This is a genomic window from Lysinibacillus sp. NPDC096418 (assembly GCF_044762775.1).
In the GTDB taxonomy this organism is placed as follows: domain Bacteria; phylum Bacillota; class Bacilli; order Bacillales_A; family Planococcaceae; genus Lysinibacillus.
The window spans coordinates 25,096-51,268 of the sequence record NZ_JBIWEY010000004.1 but is presented as its reverse complement, the minus strand read 5'-3'; the positions used below and the strand labels follow the sequence as shown (position 1 = coordinate 51,268).

Here is a 26,173-nt window from a genome sequence, read left to right as displayed (position 1 = left end):
GAATCACTCATTAGCTACAATGTTTTAGGGAAAGTTAACTATAAAATAGAAAGAGGTCTTAGGAAATGAGTCAAAAATACCCGGATTTAATTCCCGAAAATGAAAGAGTCGGACAACCTAAGCAACTGTTTTGGATTTGGTTTTCACTGAATATCGGTATCATGGGATTGGTTTATGGCGGAATTATTGTTAGTTATGGTCTTAACTTCATTCAATCCGTTGTAGCTGCATTATTAGGGGCGGCATCGTTTGCGTTGATCGGATATCTTAGCTTACCAGGTAAGCTGGGACAAGCACCGACATTTGTTTTATCACGTGCACCATTTGGAACAAAAGGGAACCTGATTCCAGCTGTATTGGCATGGATCTGTTTAATTGGTTGGCTAAGTGTCGGTAATGTTCCTACTGGTATTTTCTCCATTAATGCAATTGTTACTGCAGTTGGAATGGAAGTAACAACAATGACACAAATAATCGGGCTAATCGGTCTTGCGATTGCAATTATGGCATTGTCTCTTGTAAAACAAGAGACACTTGTTAAAGCTCAAACGATATTTACTTATATTTTCGGCGCACTAACAGTCGTTGTATTGATTATTTTAGTGCCGCAAACTGATTGGTCAGCACTTGTGAATATGCCAAATGGAGACTGGATCGGCGGGGTATTACCTGCTATTTCTATCATTATTGCTGGTTCTGCACTTAGCTGGGCAATGTGCGCGAGTGACTATTCTTGTTATCAAAGTCCTGAGTCTTCGAATAAATCGATTTTCTGGACAACAACGTTCGCGTCAGCTTCACCACTATTTGTCATTATGTTCTTAGGTATTTTAATGAATGCAACGAATCCTGAACTAGTTAGCTCAGCGGATCCAATTGCAGCATTAGCTTTACAAATGCCTAAATGGATGGTAATTCCATACTTTATTACAGCACTAGGTGGTATTATTCCGCCGGCAGTTATTTCACTTCGTTCAGGACGTAATGCTTTAGAAGCTACAAATATAAAACTCTCAGATCGAACTTCGATTATTTTCCACGGTGCGATCATGGTATTGCTTCCGACGTATGTGTTATTCATCAATGGTGACTTCTTAGGTTCATTCCAAATGTTCTTAGGGGTTGTCGGTATTGGTTTGGCTGCTTGGACTGCTGTATTCGTAGCAGATTACATTATTCTACGTAAAAAGCAAGGTTATGATCCTGAAATCATTTCAGGTGATAAAAATATTGATGTGAATAAAGGGAATGTAATTATATGGTTTGTGAGTGTTATTATAGGACTTCTGTTCACTTCAAATCCAATTTTCCCTGCTATTTTTGCCAAAGGAATTTTTGAAGGTAACAGCCTTGGCGTATTATTAACATTTGCGGTAGGTTTAGTTTTAAGCTGGATTTATTCATCAGCACAATTGAAAAAGCAAACGGAAGAAGCGTAATAAATTTAACATATCAATTTTCTGGAGGTAAGAAGTATTATGAGTATTCATTTAAATGCAAAAGAAGCTCAACTATCTGAAAAAGTATTGATGCCAGGAGATCCACTTCGTGCTAAATATATTGCAGATACTTTTTTAGAGAATGTTGAGTGTCACAATACAGTTCGTGGAATGTATGGTTATACGGGGACATATAAAGGGCAGAAGATTTCTATTCAATCTTCTGGAATGGGTGCTCCTTCAATGAGTATTTATGCTACTGAGCTCATTAAAGATTATGGTGTGAAAAATATTATCCGTATTGGTACAATTGGAGCTATGAAGCGTGAAGTGAAAATCCGCGACATCGTCATGGCGATGGCTGCTACGAATGATTCAAAAATGCAAAACATTATTTTTCCGCAAATTAATTATGCACCAAACGCAAGCTTTACTCTTCTTGAGAGAGCATATCGTTTATCTAAACAAAACGCAGATTTGAAAGTGCATGTAGGGAATGTATATACTGGCGATGCATTCTATGAAGACGATGATACGATGATTCATAAGCTAGCTGATTATGGTGTGCTAGGTGTAGATATGGAGACGTCAGCTCTTTATACACTTGGAGCTAAATATGGTATCGACGTTTTAAGTATCATGACAGTAAGTGATCATGTTATTACCGGTGAAGAAACTACAGCAGAAGAACGTCAAACAACGTTTAATGACATGATTATTGTAGCGTTAGAGACTCTTATTAATGAATAGTTTATAGCGATAGAAAAACCTTACTCATATTTCGAGTAAGGTTTTTTGTCGATAAAGAACTGTTTATTTCTAAATCTTAAAATTTAATTTAATAATTCCTGTTTCTTTTAAGGCAAAGAACAAGATAATGACAAATGGACCGACTAGCAACCCAACAATTCCAAATAACTGCAAGCCAATAAACATGGCAATTAGAGTAGGTAAAGGAGATAAGCCAATATGGGCCCCCATAACCTTAGGTTCGACTGTTCGACGAATAATGAGTAGAATAGTAGCTAAGATGAATAATTTGATAGCTAACGGTGTATTGCCCATTAATAAATGATAAGTCCCCCAAGGTGCTAAAATGATAATAGAACCGAGAAATGGGATGACATCAATAATCCAAATGATAAATGCCATTGTTATAGCATACTTTGGCTGGATTATATATAAACCGATAAGTGCAACTCCACCAATGATAAAACTCACGAGTACTTGAGCCTTCATAAAGCCGAAGAGAGCATCTTTTAAGCGGGTAGTAATGATCTTCATCTTGTTTGCAGTTTCTGGTTTTAAATATTTGTATACATTGCGTTTTATTTTAGGAATATCGAGCATAAATAAAAATAAGGCAATCATATAAACAAGAAGGCTAATAAAAAGACTAGGTATATCTGAAAGTAAGCTCGTAACTTTGCTATAATTGAAGAAGGTTAAAAAGGATTCTTCTACCTTTTTGATGAAATCCAATGTAGTATTTTGTAGTGAAGTTCGAACCTCGGTTGGGAAGTTTTCGGTATATTGGGAAATTTGCCCCTGCATCTGTAGCCACATATCAGTTAGCTTTGAAATATAATAAGGTGCTTGTTTAGAAATGGAAATAATTTGCGACATTAATTGTGTAATAGTAAAGTAACACATAACAGCAATAAATGCGGCACTTACTATATAAATAACAGCGACAGCTATTTTTCGTGACATTTTCCATTTACGTTTGAAAAACATGACAATAGGCTCTAACAAAAAGGCGGTAATTCCGGCTAAAATAATGGGAACCGAGACAGGTACAATGAAGTATCCCGCAATAATTAAACCGATAATGACAAGTGTTAGGAACAATGTTTTTCTTGAAATTGTTTTATTCAAAAAACTCACCTGCTTATAAAATTTTAAAAAATTGATGATTTATTAAGTGTAACATAAATTTTTTACGAAATTATGGCGTTCTGAAAGAAATAAAGGTAGGGATGGATAATGGAAAAAGATATATTACAACTTTTTAGTAATTTAACAGAGCATGACCGTGATATTCAATATGAAACTTTTGAAGAGTTAATGAAAATTGTAAAAGAACCTGTAGATTGGACGTATTCGGTCTGGGAACAGCTTATCAAGGCACTTACATATAAAAATGGGCATGTACGCGCACAGTCAGCACAGCTTTTATGTGCACTTGCGGCAAAAAGTGATCCAGAAGAACGGGTATTAGAAGACTTTATGAAAATTTGGGCTGTAACTTATGATGAAAACACTGTTACGGCAAGACATACACTGCAATCGATTTGGCGTATCGGATTAGGTGGACAGGTACAAAGGGATTTAGTTGTTTCGCGTTTAGCGAATCGATTCCACACATGTGTCGATGAAAAACATCCGACACTTATTCGTTATGATATCATAGTATCCTTAAAAAATTTATTTGATGCAACAAATGATATAAAGATATTGAATATTGCCCAGGATTTAATTGAGAAAGAGCAGGATACCAAATACAAAAGGAAATACAAGACAGCCCTTCGTTAAATGTCGAGGATGGCTGTTTTTCTATAGGCGCAAATGTTTTATTGATATAGTATACGGTAGGTTTAAGGCACGAGCTACTAAATCGGTGATCCAATATAAATTAATGATTATTTTAAGTTCGTAGTGCAGTTGTTTCGTGCGAAAAAACTGGGATTTTGTAGATTAGGGGAAATAGTGCTGGGTTATGTGAGTATTCGTAACCTTTCAACTATTAAAGGGCGTTAATTTATGATAAACTGCTTAACAAGTGAATAATTCTTGCAGAATAAAGGTGCTAACTATTAGCATAATCGGGAATTCGGTGAAAAACCGGAGCTGTTTCCGCAACTGTAAGTACAGAAGATATAAGAGAGAAACCACTGTCGATAGAAGAAAAATGCTTCTAGTGGATGGGAAGGTTCTTATTATTTCGCTACATAATCTTTGTAGTGAAGCTGTACAAGCCAGGAGACCGACCTTTATTTGAGCGTATAAGTACTCTTCGGAAGATAAGAGGATATACGGCAAATACATATTGAGCGTTATAGAGCGTGATCAATTATGCTATTTTCGTCGTTCCTTTTCGAAGGGGAGCGGCTTTTTTTATACCTATTTTTACTGGTATATAGCATTCCAGACGCACTATTAATGCGCGAATGAACTTATCGAAATGTATAGGGTCTTATAGCAGCAAGAACATTCTTATAGTAGAAGGGAGGGTCTAGATTTGAAAAAAGATGCACGCTATTCCAGTTATCCATTTATGCGTGAGAAAGTAACAACTGTTGACTTTGAAATACGTACCGACTGCTTAACAACTCATGTAGGAGTGGCGCTTGTAGCTGTCAAAAAAGAAGAAGTGGATGTAGTAAAAGAAGACCTGCTTGAAATTTTACCTATGGCTTATCATGTTAATGGATCAGTACGAGGGAAATTAGCGGTTACTGATGAGGATTTAGCTTGGCTAAGTAATCGCTATGATTTCTATGTGAGCCATGTCAAAGAAGAAATTCAAAGCTTTGTTTTACCGCAGGGTACGGAGGCAGCAGCGGCATTACACTTATGTCGTAGCGAGGCAAAAAAGTCATATCGTTCACTTCATAAAGTTTCTGAGGAACGAGAAGTACCAGAAATTCTATTTAATTATTTAGGTTTACTAGCCAACGTATTTTTTGTTATGGCTGTTTACATGAATCGACAAGCAGGCATTGTAGAAATTCCATTTATAAGTAAGTCTTACCCAATGAAAAAGAAAAAGGAGAATGTCTAAATTGAAAAAGATAGTTAAATTCCAATGGCTTTCAGTATTAATGCTTGCATTTTTACTTGTAGGCTGTGGCACAGCAGATGAAAAGGCGAAAGAGGATACATCAAAACAAGGTGCACAAACTGAAGAGTTAGGCTATAAAGTGAAGGATGACCGCGGTGAAGAAATAGCATTTGATGCCGTACCAGAAACAGTGATTTCATTAGCACCTAGTAACACGGAAATATTATTTGCATTAGGTGTAGGCGATAAGATTGTTGGCGCAACTGATTATGATACATATCCAGCCGAAGCGTTAGAAATTGAGCGTGTTTCGGATTCGATGGTATTTAACAGTGAGCGTATTTTAGGTTTGAATCCGGATGTAGTTATTGCTTATACAGTTGGTGAAAAAGATGCGCTAAAGGTACTTGAAGATGCTGGTGTAAAAGTGTTTGTTATTCAATCAGCAACATCTTTTGAAGACGTTTACGGTGACATCGAGCAACTTGCAAAAGTAATGGGTGTTGAAGATAAAGGTAAACAGTTAAACAAAGAGATTAAAGAGAAAATTGCTGTTGTTGAAGCAAAAGTAAAAGACGTGGAAACACCAAAAAATGTATATTACGAAGTTAGTTCACCACCTAACATTTTTACCCTTGGAGATGACACATTCCAACAAGATATTTTAGATGCAGCTAAAGTAAACAACGTATTTGGCGATCAAAAAGGTTGGATACAAGTTTCGGAAGAAGAAATCATTACGAAAAACCCTGAAGTTATATTAGTACCAAGTATAGGTGATAAAGATGTAGTAGGGGGAATTTTAGGTCGTAACGGCTGGAACACGGTACAAGCTGTTCAAAATAAACAAGTATTCTCATTAGATGAAGATACATTATCTCGTCCAGGTCCACGCATTGGTGAAGCAGTTGAGCTAGTAGCAAAAGCTGTATACCCTGAATTATTTCAATAAGTAAATGTTGTAGGAAGTCGTCTCATTTTATGAGGCGGCTTTTTACTGCTGAAATTGGTATTCTATCTTTTAATTTTATAAAATAGAGGTAAAGGTAATGGCTAAATCAAAGGAGGCGTAATGGATGAGACAATTTGACATGAAAGTTATTCCGTTTGAGGCAGTCTATAATTTCCGTGATATGGGTGGCTATAAGACAAGAGATGGGCGATTTGTAAAGGAAGGCTTGTTTTATCGCTCAGCAGCACTTGGTAAGATGACAGCGGCAGATAAGGAGCGTTTTGAAGCGTTAGGGATTAAAACGATTTTTGATTACCGGGACGACCATGAAGCCCAAAGTAATCCGAATCCGGAATTTTCTAATACTAAGTATATACAAATTCCAGCGAAGGGCAATCATGCTTTTGAAATGCCAACAAATGCTGAAAAAACAATGGGGCGACAAAACTTCTACAAAGTTGTCAATTCAGATATGTTCCGAGATTTTTATGCACAGATGCCATTTAATAATGCTTCATTTAAGAAATTAATGGCGACGATTCAACAACCCGAAAACTTAGGCCTCGTTCATCATTGTGCAGTAGGAAAAGATCGCACAGGGATTGGTGGTGCATTGATTTTATTAGCACTTGATGTACCTGAAGCGACAATTATGCAGGATTATTTAGATACCAATATTCATCTCCGCCCAATGGTAGAACGTATGAAACAAGTTATTCAACAGGATTTTAATGATAAAGAATTACAGCAATTTCACGCGCTAATGTCTGCTAAAGAAGATTATTTACAAGCAGCATTTAATGAGATGGATATACGCTATGGCTCAAAGGAGATATTTTTAGAACAAGAATTTAATCTGACAAAAGACAAACGTGAGCAGTTACAGGCATATTGCTTGCGCTAGATATATTCCTTCCCTCGGAAATGAGGGAGGGGATATTTTTTTGGAAGAAATATGTTAAGATACAGTATGTTTTTATTCATTACAGGAAGAAGTGACGTAAGTTGACTGATGCAGTCATGAAGAAAAAAGGAGATGGACAGTTAAGTTTATTTCACTTAACATGGCCCATTTTCTTAGAAGTATTTTTATTTATGTTAATGGGGCTAGCAGATACGTTTATGCTTAGTGCCTTATCAGATGATGCTGTCTCTGGTGTCGGAGCAGCAAATCAATATATTCATATTGCAATTTTAATCCTTGAAGTTGTCGGAAATGGGGCCGCGATAGTTGTGTCTCAGTATTTAGGTTCGAGGCGCTATCTTGAGGCAGCGAAGATTTCCGCGCTAGCGGTCACAATGAATGTAGCAGTCGGGTTGATTATGAGTATGGTATTCTTCTTGGGTTCTAGTCATTTAATGACGATGATGAATTTAAAAGGCGAAGTGCTTGCACATGCGCAAAGCTATTTAGTGATTATCGGTAGTTTCATATTTTTACAGGCAATCATTAATGCACTTGCGGCGGTTATTCGTGTGCATGGCTGGACGAAGCAGACGATGTACGTGTCACTAGGCATGAACATTTTGCACGTTGTGTTGAACTACGGTTTGATTTTCGGTAACTTAGGTTTACCAGAGCTAGGTGTACAAGGGGCGGCTATTTCTTCTGTTATTAGCCGGTCACTTGCCGTACTCGTATTTTTCTGGTTGCTCTATCGGGTCATGGAAGTACGTGTGAAGTTAGAATATTATTTCGCGTATTCAAAGGAATATGTGCGCAAAATTCTTAATATCGGCTTACCGTCAGCATTTGAGCAGATAATGTATCAGTTTTGCCAAATCATTTTCTTATACTATGCAACGTATTTAGGGGCAGAAACATTAGCGGCAAGACAGTATGCAATGAATATTTCAATGTTTACATACTTATTTTCCATTGCGATTGGTATGGGGACAGCGATAATTATTGGACGTTATGTAGGTGCTGGTAATAAGGATGAGGCATATCAGCAGCTTTGGTTAAGTGTGCGTGCAGCATTTATCTTTACAATTACAATGGTTCTAGTCGTGACGATTTTCAGGAAGCCACTAATCAGTATGTTTACCGACAATCCAGAGATTATCAAAATAGGGGCTTCTGTATTGGCACTTAGTATTTTACTTGAAACAGGGCGTACAATGAATATCGTCATTATTAACTCGCTACGAGCCTCAGGGGATGCAAGATTCCCTGTGAAAATCGGTTTTTTGTCGATGGTATGTATGAGTTTGCCACTCGGTTATTTCTTTGTCTTCGTGTTAGAATGGGGCTTAATAGGGATTTGGTTAGCCATTTCAGCAGATGAATGGTTGCGTGCAATTATCGTATACTTTAGATGGAAAAGTAGGAAATGGGAGCGATATGTACTCGTTTCGCCAACAGAACAAAAGGAGGCAAAATAGTGGGAACATTATCAAAAAGAGCTGCAGGGGCGGCTTTGATGAACGAAAACATTACGTTATTTGCCTGCCCAATTTGTACAGCACAAATGCAAGTACGTGAACAAGGTAGTCTTATGTGCACGGTAAATCATTCTTTTGATGTTGCCAAGCAAGGCTATGTGAATATGATGACGCATGCAGCTACGTCAAAATATAGTAAGGAATTATTTGAATCAAGAAAAGCAATCATTGAAAGTGGATTATATGATTTACTAGAAGAAAAAATTGCAGATAAAATAGCAGGCGCAAAAACCGTATTAGATACAGGGTGCGGTGAAGGATCACATTTAGCGCGTATTATGATGCAGCTTGAAGGTGCTATAGGTGTAGGGATCGATATTGCCAAAGAGGGTATTTTAACTGCAGCACGTCATTATGGTGAGCAAATTTGGTGTGTCGGTGACCTAGCGAAAAGTCCATATGCGGAAGCAAGTTTTGATGCAATATTAAATATTTTATCGCCAGCGAACTACGGTGAGTTCAAACGACTTTTAACACCTAGTGGCTGCGTTGTAAAAATCGTTCCACAAAGCGGATATTTACAAGAACTTCGTGCGCAGCTTTATGCAGATTCTGAAAAAGAAACGTATTCTAATGCTCAAACAGTAGAGCGCTTTAAAGAAAGCTTTTCAGAAGTGAATGTAGAGCGTTTGACGTATACAATGCCGATAGCAACTGAACTTATACCAGCGTTGCTTGAAATGACACCAATGGGCTGGCATAAGGTAGAGGATATAGAGGTAACACTCACAGAAATTACGATTGATTTGGATATTTTAGTGGGCAAAATTTGATGAATTTTCATGCAATTGCAGTATGCCGGTATTATCGATTACAATAGTCTTAATCAAAATATAAGGTAGGAATGTGACAGTGTATAAATTAGCAGCAAACATTGTGAAAGCAATTTTTAAGTTGACGGGTTCTAAGGCAGGTATATATGAAGAGCAAAACTTACCGAAAGATGGTGGGTTTATTATTGCCTGTACACATACAGGCTATGTTGATATTTTGAATTTAGGTATTTCTGTGTATCCGCGTGAAATTCACTTTATGGCAAAAAAACAGTTGTTTGATATGAAGGGCCTTGGCTGGTTAATTAATCGTCTGAATGCATTTCCTGTAGACCGAGATAATCCTGGACCAAGTGTTATTAAAATTCCTTCACAATTACTGAAGGAAGGCAAAATTGTTGGGATTTTCCCGTCCGGTACACGTAACGCTGAAGGAACGGATTTAAAACAAGGCGCAATAACAATTGCACAACTTTCAAAATCCCAAATAGTGCCAGCTGCTTATGTAGGAGCACGTACAGTAGGCGATGTTTTCAAAGGTCATAAAGGGTATTTGATTTACGGTGAGCCATTTTATGTTACAGGTAAAGGCAAAGAAGGTCGTGAAGAATTTACGCAACATTTGGAAGACGAACTTTTAAGGTTAACGGAAGAATTACATCAACGTATTGCTGATAAAAAGAAGTAAATAATAACACTCAAAATCATTTTGATTTTGAGTGTTTTATATTCAATTTTTTTTCAGTAGGTATCAAAAATGCTAGCTGAATTACGTAAAGGCGTAAGCAATCTGAGGAGGAATAGTAATGATTCGTGTACTTTTTGTTTGTTTAGGAAATATTTGCCGTTCGCCAATGGCAGAAGCAAAGATGCGTGATTTAGTGGCGCAAGAAAATTTAAGTGACAAAATAGAAGTGGATTCAGCTGCGACAAGTACCAACCATATTGGGGAACCACCGCATCATGGGACGCAGGAAAAACTCCGAGAATACGGTATTTCAACAACGGGGATGGAGGCACGTCAATTGAAGAAGGGCGATTTCGAACAATTCGAATATATAGTGGGCATGGATGATAGTAATATTGGTAACATCAATAAGATGCTTGGAAATCCGGATTCGCCGAAGATCTTCCGTTTTTTAGATTTAACTGACCATAAAAAAGATGTGCCAGATCCATACTATACAGGCGATTTCCAAGAAACCTATGACCTAGTAGAGGAAGGTTGTCAGGCATTATTGCAAAAAATTAAACAAGAGCACATGTTATAATTGAATTTGCGATGTATAACGCCAAAGATTTATAAGTGAAAATAGAGGGAGAGTGCGCATAATACGTATCATTCCTCTTTTTTTTTCGTGGTGAAGTAGTGTATAATACTACAGTATTTAAATACCATTTATTGTTGTATATCTAATATTTTTATAAATAATCTTGAAAGAGAGTGAAAATCATGGGTCGTAAGTGGAACAACATTAAAGAAAAGAAGGCGTCTAAAGACCAAAGTACAAGTCGTATAAATGCTAAATTTGGTCGTGAAATTTATGTAGCAGCTAAATCAGGCGAACCAGATCCAGAATCAAACCGTGCTCTTAAAGTAGTTCTTGAACGTGCAAAAACATATAGCGTACCAAAGCATATTATTGAAAAAGCAATCGAAAAAGCAAAAGGTGGCGGCGATGAAAACTTCGATGAATTACGTTATGAAGGTTTCGGGCCAGCAGGTACAATGCTTATCGTAGATGCTTTAACTAATAACGTAAACCGTACTGCATCTGATGTACGTGCAGCCTTCGGTAAAAACAACGGTAACATGGGTGTAAGTGGATCAGTTGCGTACATGTTTGATTCAACAGCTGTTATCGGTTTAGAAGGTAAAACTGCTGATGAAGTTCTTGAAATTTTAATGGAAGCTGATGTAGACGCTCGTGACATTCTTGAAGAAGATGAGGCAGTGATCGTTTATGCAGAACCAGATCAATTCTTTGCTGCACAAGAAGCACTTAAAGCTGCAGGTGTTGAAGAATTTACAGTAGCAGAGCTTACAATGCTTCCACAAACGGAAGTCACTCTAACAGGTGATGACATTGCAAAGTTTGAAAAATTAATTGATGTATTAGAAGATTTAGAAGATGTACAAAACGTCTACCATAATGCTGATTTAGGTGAATAATCTTTTTATCAAATTGAGAAACCAGTAGTCATATAGGCTACTGGTTTTTTATTGAGCTAATCACGTAATTAAAAGCATTCCCCTTCGTAACATCAACTCTTTCCTCTATTGAATAAATGCTAATTATTTCTTTTTAAATTGTAAATAGCACAAAAAAAGTCGCAATTGTTGCAATAATTTTAAATGTGAGTAATAGTAATGAGTTAGTATCACAATAAATTAAAGAGAGGAACGTACTGAAAATGCGAACAACAGATAAATTAAGCAATAAAATTATCTTTATTTCGTTAGCCACGTTGACAACTTTATTGATTTTTTTTATTTTGACGACGATACATACTACGAAGTTAGCGGTTAAACAAACGATGGGTTCACAAGCTGTCGCTGTCGCAACTAATATTGCAAAGCAATTAAATGTAAATGACTACGCTGAAATTTCTAAAGACCCAACAGAATCTGAATTATATTGGCGACTACGAGAAGAGTTAAATACTATACGTGAAACAAACGGGGTCTTATATGCCTATACGTTTGCGGTACCGAAAGAAGATGAAAAAGTAACGTTTTTAGTGGATGGTATGCCTGCTGATGACCAAGAGAATGCTGGGATTATTGGTCATGAATCATCTTCTACATACTATGAGGATTTAAAAGAGGTTATTGATACAGGCAGCAATTATTCAGACATATTACATAGTGATTTTGGAGATTATTTGTCAGGAACTGTGCCGTTGAAAGACTCAACTGGTAACATTATTGCATTTTTAGGAGTGGATATTGAGGCCACACAAGTAGAAGGCGTGAGCAAAATAGTATTAAAATCTATTTTGCCAGCTTTAATTGTCTTTATAGTAGTATTAACAGCTATTGCAATGTTTGTAATGTATAGTTACGTTAATCGTGCATTAAAACCACTAATACACTTAGGTGAAGCAGCTGAAAGTTTTGCACAGGGGGATATTGCGAAGGCTAGTACCCAAGTGACAAAGATTGGCCACAAGGGGAAAAATGAGATTACGATTTTCGCCAGCGCTTTCCAATCATCATTATTAAAGTTAAGAGATACGTTCCAATTGATTCAACAACGTTCTTCTGCATTGAAAGAAGTAGTAGAAAAAATAGATACGACTTCACAACATGTGGAAGCGTCTAATTCGAAAATCGCTGATCGTATTATTGAAATTGCAGCAAGTAGTGAGCGGCAACAGTTAAATAATGAAGAAGTTGTTTTAACAATGAATGAAATGTCAATCGGTATCCAGCGTTTAGCTGATACAACTTCTGAAATTGCGGGATCTTCAACCACTATGACAGCATTAGTAGAATCCAGTGCTGCACACTCACAAAACGTCGTGTCACAAATTCAAAGTGTGGAATCTTCAGTATTGCGAACTGCTGGTCATGTTGAAGAAATGGGTGAAAAATTCCGTTCAATTGAAGAAATGGTGTCTGTAATTACAAGCATAGCCGACCAAACAAACTTATTAGCACTAAATGCAGCGATTGAAGCAGCAAGAGCTGGTGAATCAGGTAAGGGTTTTGCAGTTGTTGCTGACGAGGTACGAAAGCTTGCAGAAATGTCCAAAGCATCTGCAGATGATATTCAACAACAGATAACGAGCTTTAAAGGCATTACAGAACGTGCCTTACTAGAAATGACAAGCAGTACAGAAGATGTACAGGGGGGCAATAAAGCTGTGCAACAAATCGGTAATAGTCTTGTACAGATTTTACAATCTGTTGTTGATGTAAACGATAAAATCCAAGAAGAGTCAGCTGTTATTGAGGAAATGTCAGCAGGATCTGAGGAGGTGCTTGCAACTACAGAACAGATGCGTGACGTTGTTCTTCAAAGTGTGAAAAGTATGAAGGAAGTAGCGGCTGTATCTGATTTACAAGTTGCAATGGTAACTGAATTAAATGAGGTTGTGGAAACTTTAGACAAAACATCAGAGGAAGTAATCCAAGTTATTAACACATTTAAATTGTAAGAGACATCTATAGACTATCTTTGTGTGCGGTTTTTCCGATATGAAGATAGTTTTTACATTCAGAAAATGTATTTTTCAGTTAATTGCAGATTTTATAGAGGAATTGTGAAATACCCATTGTGTAAATATTCAAACCATACCATAATATATATTAGTAGATTTTGTGAACTTAGAGAAAAAAAGGGGGTTGAGGTATGAGATTTTTACGTTCTATACAAGGGAAACTTATAATCATTTCTATGGCCTTATTAATCGTGCCTAGCTTAATAATTGGGATAGTTAGTTATGAAAAAGCCAAAAGAGGGATGGAAGAAATAGGGGAGCAAGTCCTTCTGAATAGTGTGGAATCAGCCATGCAACTAATTGAAATTACCAATGAAAGTGTAGAAAGAGGCGACATCCCTTTAGAAGTTGCACAAGAAAGAGTACGTGAGGCGCTATTGGGTCCAAAAGATAGCGAAGGAAAGCGACCGATTAACTATCCTGGAGATTTAGGGGAGTATGGCTATTTATATATATTAGATCATAAAGGGACATTAACGACACATCCAACGCGTGAAGGGGATAGTTTATGGGAAGATCAAGATAGCAGTGGCAAATATTTTATTCGTGAAGTAACCGATAGAGCATTGGAGGGTGGGGGCTACACAGTTTATGATTTTGAACTACCAGGAAAAACTGAAAAAGCCGATAAAATTATTTATTCGAAATTAGATCCAAATTGGGATTGGATCGTCGCATCGGGTACGTACATGCAGGACTTCAATGCAGGGGCGAACTCACTGTTAGTGGTGATTAGTCTTACATTACTAGGAGCAGTTGTTATAGGTACGATTATTGTTATTTTGGTTTCCAGACATTTAGCCTTACCGATTCTCCGTTTGTCAAGACGAGTACGTGAGGTAGCAAAAGGTAATTTAACTGTAGAAATCGAACAATTACAGCGATCAGATGAGGTTGGACAATTGAATGAGGGCTTCAATGAAATGGTCGATCAATTAAAAACACTTATTACAGATGTTGAGGAAGCAATTGTTGAAATTCAATCGACATCTTCTAGCTTAACAGCAGTGGCAGAAGAAACAAATGCTTATGGTGATGAAATTGTGAAAGCGATTACGGAAGTTTCTAAAGGTGCAATGCAGCAGGCGTCAGATGCGGAAGATACAAATCGTACTGCGATGGACTTTGCACAACAAATTGTTGTTTTACACGATAAAAATGAATTGATGTTAGATTCTTCTCGTGCGATGAAACAGTCAAATGAAGAAGGTCTTGTGAATCTAGATCGTTTAAAAGAAAAATCAGAGCAGTCATCTGCGCTTATCAATAATGTACAAACAGTATTCGATAGTTTAATCGTGAAAGTGAGAGAAATTGAAGGCATTGTAGGGACAATCAATGAAATTTCTGACCAAACGAATTTATTAGCATTAAATGCATCTATTGAGGCAGCGCGGGCAGGTGAACATGGCAAAGGGTTCGCAGTCGTGGCTGAGGAAGTACGCAAACTTGCTGACCAAACATCAGTAGCAACAGATTTAGTACGTACGACATTACGCGGTATTGAAAGTGAAACAAATTTAGTGACTGGTGAAATGCATAAAACTCATACAATCGTCCAAGAACAAAATAATTCTGTAGCAATTACAGAAACATCATTTAAAGAAATTGAATCTGCAGTAAATAAAATTAATTCTGCAATTGAGGACATGACTGCGGGAGTAGAGTATTTAAATAACTCGAAAGATACGATGATGCAATCGATTGAAAGTATTGCTACGATTAGCGAGAAAAATGCTGCGTCATCAGAGGAAGTAACGGCTTCTGTTGACGAGCAACAAAGGGCGATTCAAGTAGTTAGTGAATCTTCAAATGATTTAACAGATGAAATTACCGCATTACAAGAATCTATAAAACGTTTTACTATAAGATAATTAAAAGAAAGGAGCTATCTTAAGGTGTGAATAAGATAGTTCCTTTTCACTATGATAGGCAGAAACTTCAGGTAAGTTTTTTTCGTCTCTACTAGTAAATGACAGGGGGTGGGTGTTATGAGGAAACGGTTGATAGGTGTGGCAAGTATCATACTAGTGGGGGGATTTCTCTTGTACTTTTGGTCAGGTAAGCTACTAGACAGAGGGGTAGATCCACATGCAGATGGATCGAATGCTTATGCCATTATACTAGGGGCGAAGGTGAACAAAAACGGTGAACCAAGCTTATCTTTACAATACCGCTTAGAGACGGCTATAGAATATTTGCAAAAGCATCCACATGTAAAAGTGATTGTTTCGGGGGGGCAAGGACAAGAAGAACCTATGAGTGAAGCGGAGCGGATGTATACATATTTGCTGGAAGCGGGAATTGCGAAGGAGCGAATTATACAAGAAGATGCTTCAACCTCCACGTATGAGAATTTATCGTTTTCGAAGGAACTACTCCCTGAAGATGAAAAAAATTTGACAATTATTTCGAGTGATTTTCATCTAACTCGTGCGCAATATTTAGCAGAGAGTCTAGACCTTGAAGTAGATGTTGTACCTGCACAAACACCGAAATCAGTAGAAGAAAAAATGAGGTTACGTGAGAGAGCAGCGCTATTAAAAACTTATGTAATGGGCTATTAAAACTATATTCCATTTCTTAATAGTAGAGATTCTGCATATAATTAGAAATACAACATTATTGGGGGTATTGCTATGACAACTTTTAAAGATTATGAATATCAACGTCCAAATGTAGAGGCGTTGAAAGAGCAACAACTTACGTTAATTGAGCAATTCAAAAATGCACAATCTGTAGAAGGTCAAAGTGACATCATTGAGAAATTTAATGCACTGAGTAATGACTATGCAACAATGGCTAACCTAGTGTTTCTTCGTGCATCAATTGATACGACAGATGAGTTTTATCAAGCGGAGCGAGATTATTTCGACGAAGTAGGTCCAGAGCTTGAGGAAGTATCGACCGAATACTATAAAGCTTTAGTAGCTTCACCTTACCGCACACAACTTGAGGGAAAATGGGGACAGCAACTTTTTGATTTAGCCGCATATCAAATCAAAGCATTCTCCCCAGAAGTAATAGGTCTAATGCAAAAGGAAAATAAACTTGTTTCTGAATATAGTAAGCTAGTTGCCTCTGCACAAATCGAATTTAATGGTGAAACGTTAACCCTTGCACAGCTTGGCCCTTATGCGGAATCCACTGATCGTGATATGCGTAAGGCGGCAATGGAAGCTAGATTTGGTTTCTTCTCAGAGCATGAAGCGACATTCGATCGTATATATGATGAGCTAGTAAAGGTGCGCCATGAGATGGCTGTAAAGCTTGGCTATAAAAACTATGTAGAGTTAGGTTATATACTGATGAATCGTATTGATTATAATGCAAAAATGGTAGGGAATTTCCGTGATCAAGTACGGGATTTAATCGTACCAGTGGCAACAAAATTATCTGAACGCCAAGCAAATCGTATCGGCATCGAAGACTTTAAATTTTATGATGAGAGTTTAAACTTTCTATCAGGAAACGCAACCCCAAAAGGTGACCCGGAGTGGATTGTAGCAAACGGCAAAAAAATGTATGAAGAATTATCAGCTGAAACAGGAGAATTCTTTAATTTCATGATTGATAATGAACTGATGGATCTAGTTGCAAAGAAGGGGAAAGAAAGCGGGGGTTATTGCACATTTATCGAAAATTACCAAGCGCCGTTTATTTTTTCAAACTTCAACGGTACTTCGGGAGATATCGATGTCTTAACACATGAGGCTGGACATGCTTTCCAAGTGTATTCAAGCCGTGATATTGGCATCCCTGAATATCTATGGCCAACATATGAATCTTGTGAAATTCATTCTATGAGTATGGAATTTTTCACTTGGCCATGGATGGAGCTATTCTTCGAAGGGGACACCGAGAAATATAAGTTCTCCCATTTAAGCAGTGGTCTACTATTCCTGCCTTATGGAGTAGCAGTTGATGAGTTCCAGCATGTCGTGTATGAGAACCCTGAAATGACACCTGCAGAGCGTAAAGCTGCATGGAAGAAAATTGAGGAGAAATATTTGCCGCATCGTGACTATGACGGTAATAGTTATTTAGAGGCAGGCGCTATATGGCAACGTCAGGCGCATATTTATGCGAGCCCATTCTATTACATCGACTATACGTTGGCGCAAATTTGTGCGTTCCAATTTTGGAAACGTTCACGTGAAGAGTTTGAAGCAGCATGGAAGGATTACGTGCATTTATGTGGTCTTGGTGGTTCGATGTCATTTACCAAGCTAGTAAAAGAGGCAGGGTTAATCTCTCCTTTTGAAGATGGCTGTGTTGAATCTGTAATTGGGCACATCGAAAATTATTTAAATTCAGTGGATGACTCGAAACTGTAAATAACAAAAAGGTTACGGCCCAGTCGTAACCTTTTTATATTTAGTTATATTAGGAAACTTGCGATTTGGACAATATATAAGTAGTATTTTAGTATATGTAGTAGAAGGAAGTGAATGAATTGACAAGGAAGTTATGGTTTCAAGTAGGAATTGGCTTGCTACTGACATTATTAGTTATTAAATATTTTATTGAGATTCATTGGATTTTTTCTCCGCTTGTCATTATTTTTAAAGCTATTTTTGTACCTTTATTACTTGGTGGTGTTTTGTATTACGTCACAGAGCCGATTCAGCGCTTATTAGAGAAGCGCGGGTGGCCGAGGTGGGTAAGTATTCTAACTATTGTTTTAGGACTTGTAGCGCTTGTAGGAGGACTTTTATTTATCATTGGTTCACCAATCGCAACGCAGGTGAATAATTTGGTGAAAGCTGCACCAATGATTGGTGAAGAAATTCAAAAGGCACTAGATTACGTGACAAGCAATAAGGAAAACTTCCCACCACAATTAAACGCACTTATTGAAGATATCACAAATTCGGTTCAAGATATTGCGATTGTGGCAAGTGGGTGGCTCGTGACATTTTTACAATCAATCGTATCTGTATCAATGTTAATGATATTAATCCCATTCTTCTTTATTTTTATGTTAAAGGATCATGAGAAGTTTGCTCCTTCAATTTATAAGTATTTTCAAGGCGAGCGACGTGAATGGGTAAAGAAGACGTTAAGTGAAATTGACGGCGTACTACGCACCTACATTCAAGGACAACTATTAATTAGCTTCATTCTCGCCGTGTTTATAGCTGTCGGTTATTTAATCATTGGTTTAGAGTACGCATTATTACTGGTGATTTTAGCATTCTTTATGAATATGATTCCCTTTATTGGACCTTGGATTGCCTTTGCGCCTGCTGTTGTTATAGCAGTCATTCAAGATCCGGTACTAGTAGTGTGGGTATCTGTTATCACGCTCCTTGCACAGCAAATTGAAAGTAACTTCATTACGCCAAATGTGATGGGGAAATCTCTCGATATACATCCGTTAACAGTTATTACAATTATTTTAGCTGCGGGGAATATTGCCGGTTTTATCGGCATCGTCATCGCTGTACCGTTTTATGCGGTGTTAAAAGTGATTGTGACGAATATTTATGGGGAACGAAATACAATTAAGAAAACTGCGACGAAGTCCGTATAGGGGTTATGTAAAATGGAGCTAGAAATCATTAAGGTATTTAATGAAAAACACGAATATCTTGGAACAGCGACACGTGCAGAAGCACATAAAAAAGGCTTATGGCACGAGACATTCCATTGTTGGCTAGCGAATGAAGAATATATTTATTTTCAGATTCGTAGCTCTCAAAAGAAAGATTATCCAGGGTTACTGGATATCACGGCAGCTGGACATTTGTTGGCGACTGAAACAGTTGAGGCAGGCATTCGTGAAGTGAAAGAGGAATTAGGATTAAATTTAAACATTGAAGAAGTGGTTCGGATGGGGATGACTTCATGCAGTATCGTGTCGGAAAAAATGATTGATAATGAATTTTGTCATGTATTTATTAATCCATTCGAACATAATTGGGATGCATTTGCAGTGCAGTATGAAGAAGTGTCAGGTGTTGTAAGAGCAAAGCTTGATGAAGCTGAGGCATTCTTTTTAGGAAAAACAGTTACGCTGAATATAGAAGGCTATGAATTTTTCCCAAATGGTCAAAGGGTTCATCTAGCACGCCCAGTAAGTGCGACACATTTTGTACCATATCGTGAACAATACGTTGCCGATGTCATTCACTTTGTGAAAAATAAAATGTATAAATAGCAACATGAATAACAAACTACGAATAGTAGTACAAGCCATAATTTTGGTTAGTACTACTGTTTTTTTATTCTATGGAAAGTTATTTTATTGTACGATTTAGGGTGAGAAATGCGCTATACTGTAAGGTAGATTGAAAGAAAAGGAGCATTTAACATGCTAACATTTGAACAAAAACAAGCGATTATAGAATCATTTCCTGGGTTGAAAAAGAAGGAGATTTCATTAAAGCGCGTAAACTATCATTTTGAGAATAGCCTATATGAAAAAACAATCGTGGTTGAAAAGCTACATCCGAACGGTAATGGCTTTGTATTCGTTGGAGATTTATTGCGTTATGAAAAAGAAGCAAATGATAAGGGGCTAGTGAATATTCATGATTATGATGAAACACAGCTTCGAGAAATTGTGGAAGATGCAATCACATATTTATCAGAAGAGATAGAAGATGAAGAGCCAACTGTTGAAATTTGGCGTAACCGTGAAGGGGAAAAACTTGATTTAGTTTGTGAGCAACGTTCTTGGAATGTTTATCATGGAGAGAATTTAGAGGAAGCTTTTGGTACGTATGATGCGGCTAAGTCGTATTTACTTGAAGAAGGATTTCGTAAAAAGAACTAAGTAAGATGGGGGAAAGACGGGATGAATGGGAAAAAATTAGTAGGAATCGTCATTGGGATTGTAATCATTGTAAGTTTAATTTCGATACTAACAATTACTAATTTCTACAAAAATAATGAAAAACAGCCGAACAGTGAAAATTGGGAAGAAAATAAGTCGAATAGTTTGTATTTCATTTTTCCGCGAGCTGCAATTATCTCGAATTCAAGATAATTGAGAGGTGATGTGTTTATGCAACACGTTTTTCACAAAGGAACAGATGAAACAAAACCAACACTTTTACTATTACATGGTACAGGTGGAAATGAGCACGATTTAATCAGTCTTGCGAAGAAAATAGATGACACAGCAAATATTTTAAGTGTACGTGGAAATGTGTTAGAAAACGGAATGCCGCGATTTTTCCGTCGTTTGGCAGAAGGTGTTTTTGATATGGAAGATTTAATTTTCCGTACAAGGGAATTGAATGATTTCATAGCACAGGCTGCAGAAGAGCACAGTTTTGACCGTACACGAGTTGTTGCCATTGGCTATTCAAATGGGGCAAATATCGCAGCAAGTCTGCTATTCCATTACGAGGATGCATTGGCAGGTGCGATTTTGCATCATCCGATGGTGCCAAGACGAGGGATTGAACTGCCGACACTAACAAATATCCCTATATTTATTTCAGCTGGAACAAATGATCCGATGTGTTCTGCGCAGGAATCTGAGGATTTAGAGGCGCTTTTATCAACAGCAGGCGCGGATGTAACAACTGCTTGGTTTAACTATGGACATCAGTTAACAATGCCCGAAGTAGAAGCTGCAAAAGAATGGTATCATACAAAGTTTTAACATGCTTAAGGAAAAATCCGAGACTGTCACAAAATGACGGTCTCGGATTTTTTATTTTCTCTTCGTAAAGGGTAACCACCAGTTCCAATCGCCAAATAGCTTCATTAAGCTTGGTACGAGCATTAGGCGAATAATTGTTGCGTCAATCGCAACAGCAATGGCGATACCAACGCCTATTTGTTTGACAGGCATCACGTCTGTAAATGCAAAGGCTCCTGTGATGACAATCATGATAAGCGCAGCAGATGTAATAATACGACTTGTTGATGTTAAGCCATCGATTGTGGCACGTGTGTTATCTGCGCCTTTTTGATATTCCTCTTGAATACGTGAGATAAGAAATACTTCATAATCCATACTTAAGCCAAATACAAGACAGAATACAATCACTGGGATAATGAGGACGAGAGTGCCAGCTTCGAGCCCAAAATGCCCATATTGGAAAATATACACGAGAATTCCGAAAGCAGAAGATAAGCCGATAATGTTCATAATAATCGCTTTGATTGGAATTAAAATAGAACGAAAAGCTAGCATTAAGATAAAGAACGTCGAAACAATAATAATTGACACTGCTAATAAGATTTTGCTAGAAATTTCATCGAAAATTTCTTGGTTGAATTTCGCTTGTCCACCTAGAGCAAAATCGACGCCTAAATCCTTGTTCATCCATGTTCTAGCAAATTCTTGTGCTTCTGTTGAAGAACCTGATGTATTTAACGTAATCGGCATAAATAATTGCTTATCCTTTGCAAAAGCCGCAAGAAAAGGCTGGAGCTTCTCTGCTACCTCTGGACTCGCTAGTGCTGCTGTTAAATCTTCTGGCGACTTGGCTTGGGCAGCTTGATAAATAGTGGATACTTCGTCTACAAGTGGGTCGTCCAGTAGCTGCTGTTGGATGTCATAAATAAGCTCAAGTGCCGTTTCATCCTCCCAGCCATCTTCACGTTCAGCGAGTAAATATAAGGTAGACGATTTAGCAAGATCGAATGTTTCATCCAGTTTATCATATGCAGCACGTGCATCGTAATTAGTCGGTAGTGCATCAACCTCTGGAATTGTCAGCTTAATATCCTTAAGTGGAATCATGCCAACCCCGAGTAGTAATAACGCCACGATTACAATCATCACTGGGTGTTTCATCACGAAGCCCGCAAAGCCGCGCCAACGATTAGCACCACCTGGCTTCACACGTAGTATGCGCCATTTATTTATACGGTCACCAAGTAGCATCATTGTAGCCGGTAGTAGAGTTAATCCAGCTAGTACTGCAAACATTACGACAATTGTGCCACCAAGTGCTATGTTGTGGAATATTTCCACGTCAATGACAATCATCGCACCTAACCCAATCATGACACAAACGGCGGAAAAGATAATCGAACGTCCTGCTGTTTGAATAGATGTTTGAATCGCCTGAGCAATAGTGGTTTGTCCACGCTCCTCACGATAACGATTAATGAGCAGTAGTGCAAAATCAATACTAAGCGCAAGGCCGAGCATAGGTACAATATTTAAAACGAAAATGGATAAATTAAATGTGCCACTTAACAACGTCATCATGCCAAACGCTGTGACAACAGTGACCACGCCGATTAAAATTGGCAGTAGCGCTGCCACGACAGTACCGAATGCGAGTAATAACACAACAAGCGCAATCGGAAGTCCAATGGCTTCAGCAGACGCTAAATCCTTTTGACTTGCCATGTTAATATCCTCTGAAATAACTGGTCCACCAGTAAGATGAACTCCCTCTCCCTCAATCAATGAACGAATTTCAGAGACAACATCAGGAAGATTATCGACGTCGTTGCCAAAATGGAGCATTGCATATGCGATGCCGTCCTTTTGTAAATCGGGGTCGTCAATTGGTGATTGAATAGACTGAATGTCATCTACTTTCTTTAAGGTTTGTAATGTATCTTGGATTTTCTTAGAATCTGCAGGATCAAAAACGACAAGAATCGTTTCTGCTGGCAAATCGAATGTTTCTGATAGCTCATTTGTGACGTAAGTATGATCTCCTTCCACGAAAAAGCCGTCGCCTTGCAGCTTACTTGGAAGTTGTATAGCGAAGACAGCCATGACGATAAAAGCTATGGTCCAAATAGCGACAATTACTTTCGCGTGTGCTGTGACAAATGCTGAGAAAGCTTTCATATGTATAAGCACTCCTTTTATACTAAGTAATCTAAGTGTAAAGGATGTGTCGTATTTTGTCGTGTGAAAAAGTAAAGACTCCTGCTCTATGATTAGCAGGAGTCTTAAAAACTAAAAGAATAGTGATAATACGAGATAAATACCAGCAGCCATAGCAGCTGAAATAGGCATAGTAATGATCCATGTTGTCACGATCTTACGAGCCATGCCCCAGTTAACGCCACGGACACGTTGTGCTGAACCTACACCCATAATAGATGAAGAAATAACATGCGTTGTTGATACTGGTAAGTGAATTAACGTTGCCCCAAAAATAATTGAAGCAGAAGATAAGTCAGCGGCAACCCCGTTAACAGGGCGAATTTTCATGATTTTACCACCGACTGTTTTGATGATTTTGTATCCTCCGATTGATGTACCGAGACCCATAGCCAGTGCGGCAGATGCTCGTACCCAGAATGGAATTTCATCGCCTGAATGTAAGCCTGCTGCGATTAATGCCATTGTCATGATTCCCATCGCTTTTTGTGCATCGTTCGTACCATGCGTAAATGATTGTATAGCAGCTGTGATAATTTGTACCTTTCGGAAGCCTTTGTTTGTACGGTAAAGGTTTAAATCTTTGAACCAAAGTTTAAACAATGACATCACAAGGAAGCCGACACAAATTGCAAGAATTGGTGAAATGACTAATGCCATAATAATTTTTGTGAATCCTCCGTAGTTTAGAACCCCAAAGCCTGATGACGCAGCCGCTGCTCCGGCAATAGAACCAATCAAAGTATGAGAAGAACTTGATGGGATACCAAAATACCAAGTTATCAGATTCCAAGTAATCGCTGATAGTAATGCGGCTAAAATTACGACAGAACCTGTTGTGTCTCCTTGAAAGGCATTTAATGAAAATGGATCTACAATGTCTTTCGTCAGTGCTTTTGCTACACCTACAAATGTAATTGCTCCAATAAAGTTCATGATAGCTGCCATAAAAATAGCAACGCGCGGAGGTAGTGCTCTTGTTGAAACCGATGTTGCAATAGCATTTGCGGTATCGTGGAAACCGTTGATAAAGTCAAATGTTAGAGCGAAAATGACAACCAATACGGTTAGTAAAATAAGTGTGTCCATTGTGAATATCCATCTCCTAATTACGCGTTACGCATGATAATTGTTTCCATTGTGTTTGCAACGTTTTGACAATAATCTGCAATATCTTCTAGTTGCTCATAAATGTCTTTAAACTTAATAAGTCGGATTGGATCTTTTTCATTTAAGAATAATTGTTTGATAGATGTACGTTGTACTTCGTCACATTCACGCTCGTAATCCTTAATTAAAATAGCATGAGGACGCATTCCAATTAGATTCTTTTTCTTTAACTCTTCTGTTGCTTTGACAATTTCATCAGCACTTTTAGAAATATAGCCTAAGAAAATACGCATTGATTCGTCAACTTCTGTCAATGAGAACATTTCGAAGTGGGCAATACAATGTTCTGTGCCATCTAATACATCATCCATACGAATCGCAAGTTCTAAAATATCTTCACGTTCGATTGGTGTCATAAATGACTTGTTCAGCATCACGATCAGTTCGTGAATTAATTTATCGCCAGCTGTTTCATAGTTTTTCATTGTAATGCTAATTTCTTTTAAGTCAGCGACACTTTGGATGCGAAAATCATTTGCGTAATGTATGGCCTCTCTCATGTTTTCAGCAATTTTATGCAGTGCTACAAAGAAAGGGTCTTGTTTTTTTGAGTTAAGCATGGAAATCGAATCCTCCTGGATATATATAAATTAATTTTTTTTACTTTTAAACTTTATTATCATAACAAAATCTTTAAAATTTCTATACTAAATTTTACTGAGAGACGCAAATCTTTACATTCCTGTAACATAACGAATTTATCTCTACTAACTACTGGTTATTTATGATAAGTATCCCAATGGGAATGATGTTGTTTTGAACTGCTGTTTCTAAAAAAACCTCCTTATTCTTAAGAATATCTTCATTTTTATCCTCCAGGTTTATTAAGAATTATTCTCTACAATGGTGTAAGTATAAGAAAGGGGCGTCAATAAACGAATGATTCAAGTTGAGAACTTACAACATACATTTTTAATTGGGAAAAAAGGTAAGGAAAAGCATGTACCTGTGTTAAAAGGCGTAAATTTTGAGGTGAAACAAGGAGAGATTGTTGCGATTGTCGGGAAGAGTGGTTCTGGGAAATCGACCCTACTACAATCTTTAGCAGGGTTTATGAAGCCTGAGCAAGGTTCCATCAAAATAAATGGACAAGAAACAGCGAATCTTAACGAAACAGAGAGCGCAGCGTTTCGTCTACAACAGTTCGGCTTTATCTTTCAGAATTTCCAGCTCATGCCGGGCTTAACTGCATTTGAAAACATCGAATTACCGTTGAAACTACAAGGTACTAGCAACGCTGTACGAAAAGAAAAAGTGAAGAAAATCATGGATAAAGTAGGTTTAACAGCAGTAGCAGACCATTATCCAAATGAACTTTCTGGGGGACAACAACAACGAGTAAGTATTGCGAGAGCCTTAATTACAAATCCCCCTATTTTGTTGGCAGACGAGCCAACCGGTAGTCTTGATTCGGAAACAGAGCAAGATATTTTATTACTGATTCAAAGTTTGAATCGTGAACTAGGCTTAACTTTTGTCATTATTACACACGATGACGAGGTTGCAACAATTGCACATCGACGCTTCCGAATGTATGACGGTGAGCTTGTAAAGGAGAGTAAGTAA

25 protein-coding genes and 1 riboswitch are annotated in these 26,173 nt (G+C 37.7%); of the genes, 21 read left to right on the top strand and 4 right to left on the bottom strand.

Annotated elements, in window-relative coordinates:
- Positions 1-65: 65 nt before the first annotated feature.
- Positions 66-1,439, top strand: a complete 1,374-nt coding sequence (locus ACIQZG_RS05830; RefSeq protein WP_402754231.1) for a purine-cytosine permease family protein — start codon at positions 66-68, stop codon at positions 1,437-1,439.
- Between the two features lie 39 nt (positions 1,440-1,478).
- Entirely contained in the window at positions 1,479-2,189 is a 711-nt protein-coding gene (deoD, locus tag ACIQZG_RS05825; RefSeq protein ID WP_402754230.1) for a purine-nucleoside phosphorylase, read from the top strand.
- 69 nt (positions 2,190-2,258) lie between these two features.
- Here deoD and ytvI read toward each other — a convergent pair whose 3' ends face one another.
- Positions 2,259-3,326, bottom strand: a complete 1,068-nt coding sequence (gene ytvI, locus ACIQZG_RS05820; protein WP_402754229.1) for a sporulation integral membrane protein YtvI — start codon at positions 3,324-3,326, stop codon at positions 2,259-2,261.
- Positions 3,327-3,425: 99 nt separating this feature from the next.
- On the opposite strand from ytvI, the gene ACIQZG_RS05815 reads away from it, so the two are divergent.
- The 18 genes from ACIQZG_RS05815 (at position 3,426) to ACIQZG_RS05730 (ending at position 21,238) form a co-directional block, all read left to right on the top strand.
- Entirely contained in the window at positions 3,426-3,974 is a 549-nt protein-coding gene (locus tag ACIQZG_RS05815; RefSeq protein ID WP_402754228.1) for a hypothetical protein, read from the top strand.
- 252 nt (positions 3,975-4,226) lie between these two features.
- Positions 4,227-4,448: riboswitch (cobalamin riboswitch) on the top strand.
- Positions 4,449-4,680: 232 nt separating this feature from the next.
- A complete protein-coding gene (locus ACIQZG_RS05810; RefSeq protein ID WP_402754227.1) occupies positions 4,681-5,223 on the top strand; it encodes a hypothetical protein in 543 nt (180 codons plus the stop codon).
- Position 5,224: 1 nt separating this feature from the next.
- Positions 5,225-6,175: an ABC transporter substrate-binding protein gene (locus tag ACIQZG_RS05805; protein WP_402754226.1), complete on the top strand. Its 951-nt coding sequence runs from the start codon at positions 5,225-5,227 to the stop codon at positions 6,173-6,175.
- A 124-nt stretch (positions 6,176-6,299) separates the two neighbouring features.
- Positions 6,300-7,079 carry a tyrosine-protein phosphatase gene (locus ACIQZG_RS05800; protein ID WP_402754225.1) on the top strand — a complete coding sequence of 260 codons (780 nt, stop codon included), beginning with the start codon at positions 6,300-6,302 and terminating at the stop codon, positions 7,077-7,079.
- A 116-nt stretch (positions 7,080-7,195) separates the two neighbouring features.
- The gene (locus tag ACIQZG_RS05795; protein WP_402754347.1) at positions 7,196-8,560 is read left to right on the top strand and encodes an MATE family efflux transporter; all 1,365 of its coding nucleotides are present in this window, start codon (positions 7,196-7,198) and stop codon (positions 8,558-8,560) included.
- The gene (locus tag ACIQZG_RS05790; RefSeq protein WP_402754224.1) at positions 8,560-9,393 is read left to right on the top strand and encodes a putative RNA methyltransferase; all 834 of its coding nucleotides are present in this window, start codon (positions 8,560-8,562) and stop codon (positions 9,391-9,393) included. Before ACIQZG_RS05795 ends, ACIQZG_RS05790 begins: the two co-directional genes overlap by 1 nt.
- Positions 9,394-9,472: 79 nt before the next feature.
- A complete protein-coding gene (locus ACIQZG_RS05785; protein ID WP_402754346.1) occupies positions 9,473-10,081 on the top strand; it encodes a lysophospholipid acyltransferase family protein in 609 nt (202 codons plus the stop codon).
- 118 nt (positions 10,082-10,199) lie between these two features.
- Positions 10,200-10,664, top strand: coding sequence for a low molecular weight protein-tyrosine-phosphatase (locus tag ACIQZG_RS05780; RefSeq protein ID WP_402754223.1), 465 nt, complete (start codon positions 10,200-10,202; stop codon positions 10,662-10,664).
- A 182-nt stretch (positions 10,665-10,846) separates the two neighbouring features.
- On the top strand, positions 10,847-11,566 hold the full coding sequence (locus tag ACIQZG_RS05775) for a YebC/PmpR family DNA-binding transcriptional regulator (protein ID WP_402754222.1): 720 nt from the start codon (positions 10,847-10,849) through the stop codon (positions 11,564-11,566).
- A gap of 242 nt (positions 11,567-11,808) precedes the next feature.
- The gene (locus tag ACIQZG_RS05770) at positions 11,809-13,557 is read left to right on the top strand and encodes a methyl-accepting chemotaxis protein (RefSeq protein ID WP_402754221.1); all 1,749 of its coding nucleotides are present in this window, start codon (positions 11,809-11,811) and stop codon (positions 13,555-13,557) included.
- Between the two features lie 194 nt (positions 13,558-13,751).
- Positions 13,752-15,494 (top strand): methyl-accepting chemotaxis protein, encoded by a 1,743-nt coding sequence (locus ACIQZG_RS05765; RefSeq protein WP_402754220.1) that lies wholly within the window; start codon positions 13,752-13,754, stop codon positions 15,492-15,494.
- Between the two features lie 117 nt (positions 15,495-15,611).
- Complete coding sequence (locus tag ACIQZG_RS05760) at positions 15,612-16,187, top strand: YdcF family protein (protein ID WP_402754219.1); 576 nt, start codon at positions 15,612-15,614, stop codon at positions 16,185-16,187.
- Positions 16,188-16,259: 72 nt separating this feature from the next.
- Positions 16,260-17,957 (top strand): M3 family oligoendopeptidase, encoded by a 1,698-nt coding sequence (locus tag ACIQZG_RS05755; RefSeq protein ID WP_402754218.1) that lies wholly within the window; start codon positions 16,260-16,262, stop codon positions 17,955-17,957.
- A 119-nt stretch (positions 17,958-18,076) separates the two neighbouring features.
- The gene (locus tag ACIQZG_RS05750) at positions 18,077-19,156 is read left to right on the top strand and encodes an AI-2E family transporter (RefSeq protein ID WP_402754217.1); all 1,080 of its coding nucleotides are present in this window, start codon (positions 18,077-18,079) and stop codon (positions 19,154-19,156) included.
- A gap of 12 nt (positions 19,157-19,168) precedes the next feature.
- Complete coding sequence (locus tag ACIQZG_RS05745; protein WP_402754216.1) at positions 19,169-19,783, top strand: NUDIX hydrolase; 615 nt, start codon at positions 19,169-19,171, stop codon at positions 19,781-19,783.
- 153 nt (positions 19,784-19,936) lie between these two features.
- Positions 19,937-20,401, top strand: a complete 465-nt coding sequence (locus ACIQZG_RS05740) for a hypothetical protein (RefSeq protein WP_402754215.1) — start codon at positions 19,937-19,939, stop codon at positions 20,399-20,401.
- A 21-nt stretch (positions 20,402-20,422) separates the two neighbouring features.
- Positions 20,423-20,614 (top strand): hypothetical protein, encoded by a 192-nt coding sequence (locus ACIQZG_RS05735; protein ID WP_402754214.1) that lies wholly within the window; start codon positions 20,423-20,425, stop codon positions 20,612-20,614.
- A gap of 18 nt (positions 20,615-20,632) precedes the next feature.
- Complete coding sequence (locus ACIQZG_RS05730) at positions 20,633-21,238, top strand: alpha/beta hydrolase (protein WP_402754213.1); 606 nt, start codon at positions 20,633-20,635, stop codon at positions 21,236-21,238.
- 51 nt (positions 21,239-21,289) lie between these two features.
- Here ACIQZG_RS05730 and ACIQZG_RS05725 read toward each other — a convergent pair whose 3' ends face one another.
- The 3 genes from ACIQZG_RS05725 to ACIQZG_RS05715 all read right to left on the bottom strand — a co-directional run bounded on the left by ACIQZG_RS05725 (position 21,290) and on the right by ACIQZG_RS05715 (position 25,167).
- A complete protein-coding gene (locus tag ACIQZG_RS05725; protein WP_402754212.1) occupies positions 21,290-23,398 on the bottom strand; it encodes an MMPL family transporter in 2,109 nt (702 codons plus the stop codon).
- A 111-nt stretch (positions 23,399-23,509) separates the two neighbouring features.
- On the bottom strand, positions 23,510-24,526 hold the full coding sequence (locus ACIQZG_RS05720) for an inorganic phosphate transporter (RefSeq protein ID WP_402754211.1): 1,017 nt from the start codon (positions 24,524-24,526) through the stop codon (positions 23,510-23,512).
- 20 nt (positions 24,527-24,546) lie between these two features.
- On the bottom strand, positions 24,547-25,167 hold the full coding sequence (locus ACIQZG_RS05715) for a DUF47 domain-containing protein (RefSeq protein ID WP_402754210.1): 621 nt from the start codon (positions 25,165-25,167) through the stop codon (positions 24,547-24,549).
- Between the two features lie 319 nt (positions 25,168-25,486).
- Between ACIQZG_RS05715 and ACIQZG_RS05710 the strand changes: the two genes are divergently transcribed.
- Entirely contained in the window at positions 25,487-26,173 is a 687-nt protein-coding gene (locus ACIQZG_RS05710; protein ID WP_402754209.1) for an ABC transporter ATP-binding protein, read from the top strand.

What these genes read in the sequence shown, in the direction of transcription:
- ACIQZG_RS05730 (WP_402754213.1), top strand. Translation starts at nt 20,633, where the DNA reads ATGCAACACGTTTTTCACAAAGGAACAGATGAAACAAAACCAACACTT.
- ACIQZG_RS05830 (WP_402754231.1), top strand. Translation starts at nt 66, where the DNA reads ATGAGTCAAAAATACCCGGATTTAATTCCCGAAAATGAAAGAGTCGGA.
- ACIQZG_RS05710 (WP_402754209.1), top strand. Translation starts at nt 25,487, where the DNA reads ATGATTCAAGTTGAGAACTTACAACATACATTTTTAATTGGGAAAAAA.
- ACIQZG_RS05765 (WP_402754220.1), top strand. Translation starts at nt 13,752, where the DNA reads ATGAGATTTTTACGTTCTATACAAGGGAAACTTATAATCATTTCTATG.
- ACIQZG_RS05740 (WP_402754215.1), top strand. Translation starts at nt 19,937, where the DNA reads ATGCTAACATTTGAACAAAAACAAGCGATTATAGAATCATTTCCTGGG.
- ACIQZG_RS05715 (WP_402754210.1), bottom strand. Translation starts at nt 25,167, where the DNA reads ATGCTTAACTCAAAAAAACAAGACCCTTTCTTTGTAGCACTGCATAAA.
- ACIQZG_RS05795 (WP_402754347.1), top strand. Translation starts at nt 7,196, where the DNA reads ATGAAGAAAAAAGGAGATGGACAGTTAAGTTTATTTCACTTAACATGG.
- ACIQZG_RS05780 (WP_402754223.1), top strand. Translation starts at nt 10,200, where the DNA reads ATGATTCGTGTACTTTTTGTTTGTTTAGGAAATATTTGCCGTTCGCCA.
- ACIQZG_RS05770 (WP_402754221.1), top strand. Translation starts at nt 11,809, where the DNA reads ATGCGAACAACAGATAAATTAAGCAATAAAATTATCTTTATTTCGTTA.
- ACIQZG_RS05760 (WP_402754219.1), top strand. Translation starts at nt 15,612, where the DNA reads ATGAGGAAACGGTTGATAGGTGTGGCAAGTATCATACTAGTGGGGGGA.
- ACIQZG_RS05775 (WP_402754222.1), top strand. Translation starts at nt 10,847, where the DNA reads ATGGGTCGTAAGTGGAACAACATTAAAGAAAAGAAGGCGTCTAAAGAC.
- ACIQZG_RS05735 (WP_402754214.1), top strand. Translation starts at nt 20,423, where the DNA reads ATGAATGGGAAAAAATTAGTAGGAATCGTCATTGGGATTGTAATCATT.
- ACIQZG_RS05745 (WP_402754216.1), top strand. Translation starts at nt 19,169, where the DNA reads ATGGAGCTAGAAATCATTAAGGTATTTAATGAAAAACACGAATATCTT.
- ACIQZG_RS05815 (WP_402754228.1), top strand. Translation starts at nt 3,426, where the DNA reads ATGGAAAAAGATATATTACAACTTTTTAGTAATTTAACAGAGCATGAC.
- deoD (WP_402754230.1), top strand. Translation starts at nt 1,479, where the DNA reads ATGAGTATTCATTTAAATGCAAAAGAAGCTCAACTATCTGAAAAAGTA.
- ACIQZG_RS05720 (WP_402754211.1), bottom strand. Translation starts at nt 24,526, where the DNA reads ATGGACACACTTATTTTACTAACCGTATTGGTTGTCATTTTCGCTCTA.
- ACIQZG_RS05725 (WP_402754212.1), bottom strand. Translation starts at nt 23,398, where the DNA reads ATGAAAGCTTTCTCAGCATTTGTCACAGCACACGCGAAAGTAATTGTC.
- ACIQZG_RS05800 (WP_402754225.1), top strand. Translation starts at nt 6,300, where the DNA reads ATGAGACAATTTGACATGAAAGTTATTCCGTTTGAGGCAGTCTATAAT.
- ACIQZG_RS05755 (WP_402754218.1), top strand. Translation starts at nt 16,260, where the DNA reads ATGACAACTTTTAAAGATTATGAATATCAACGTCCAAATGTAGAGGCG.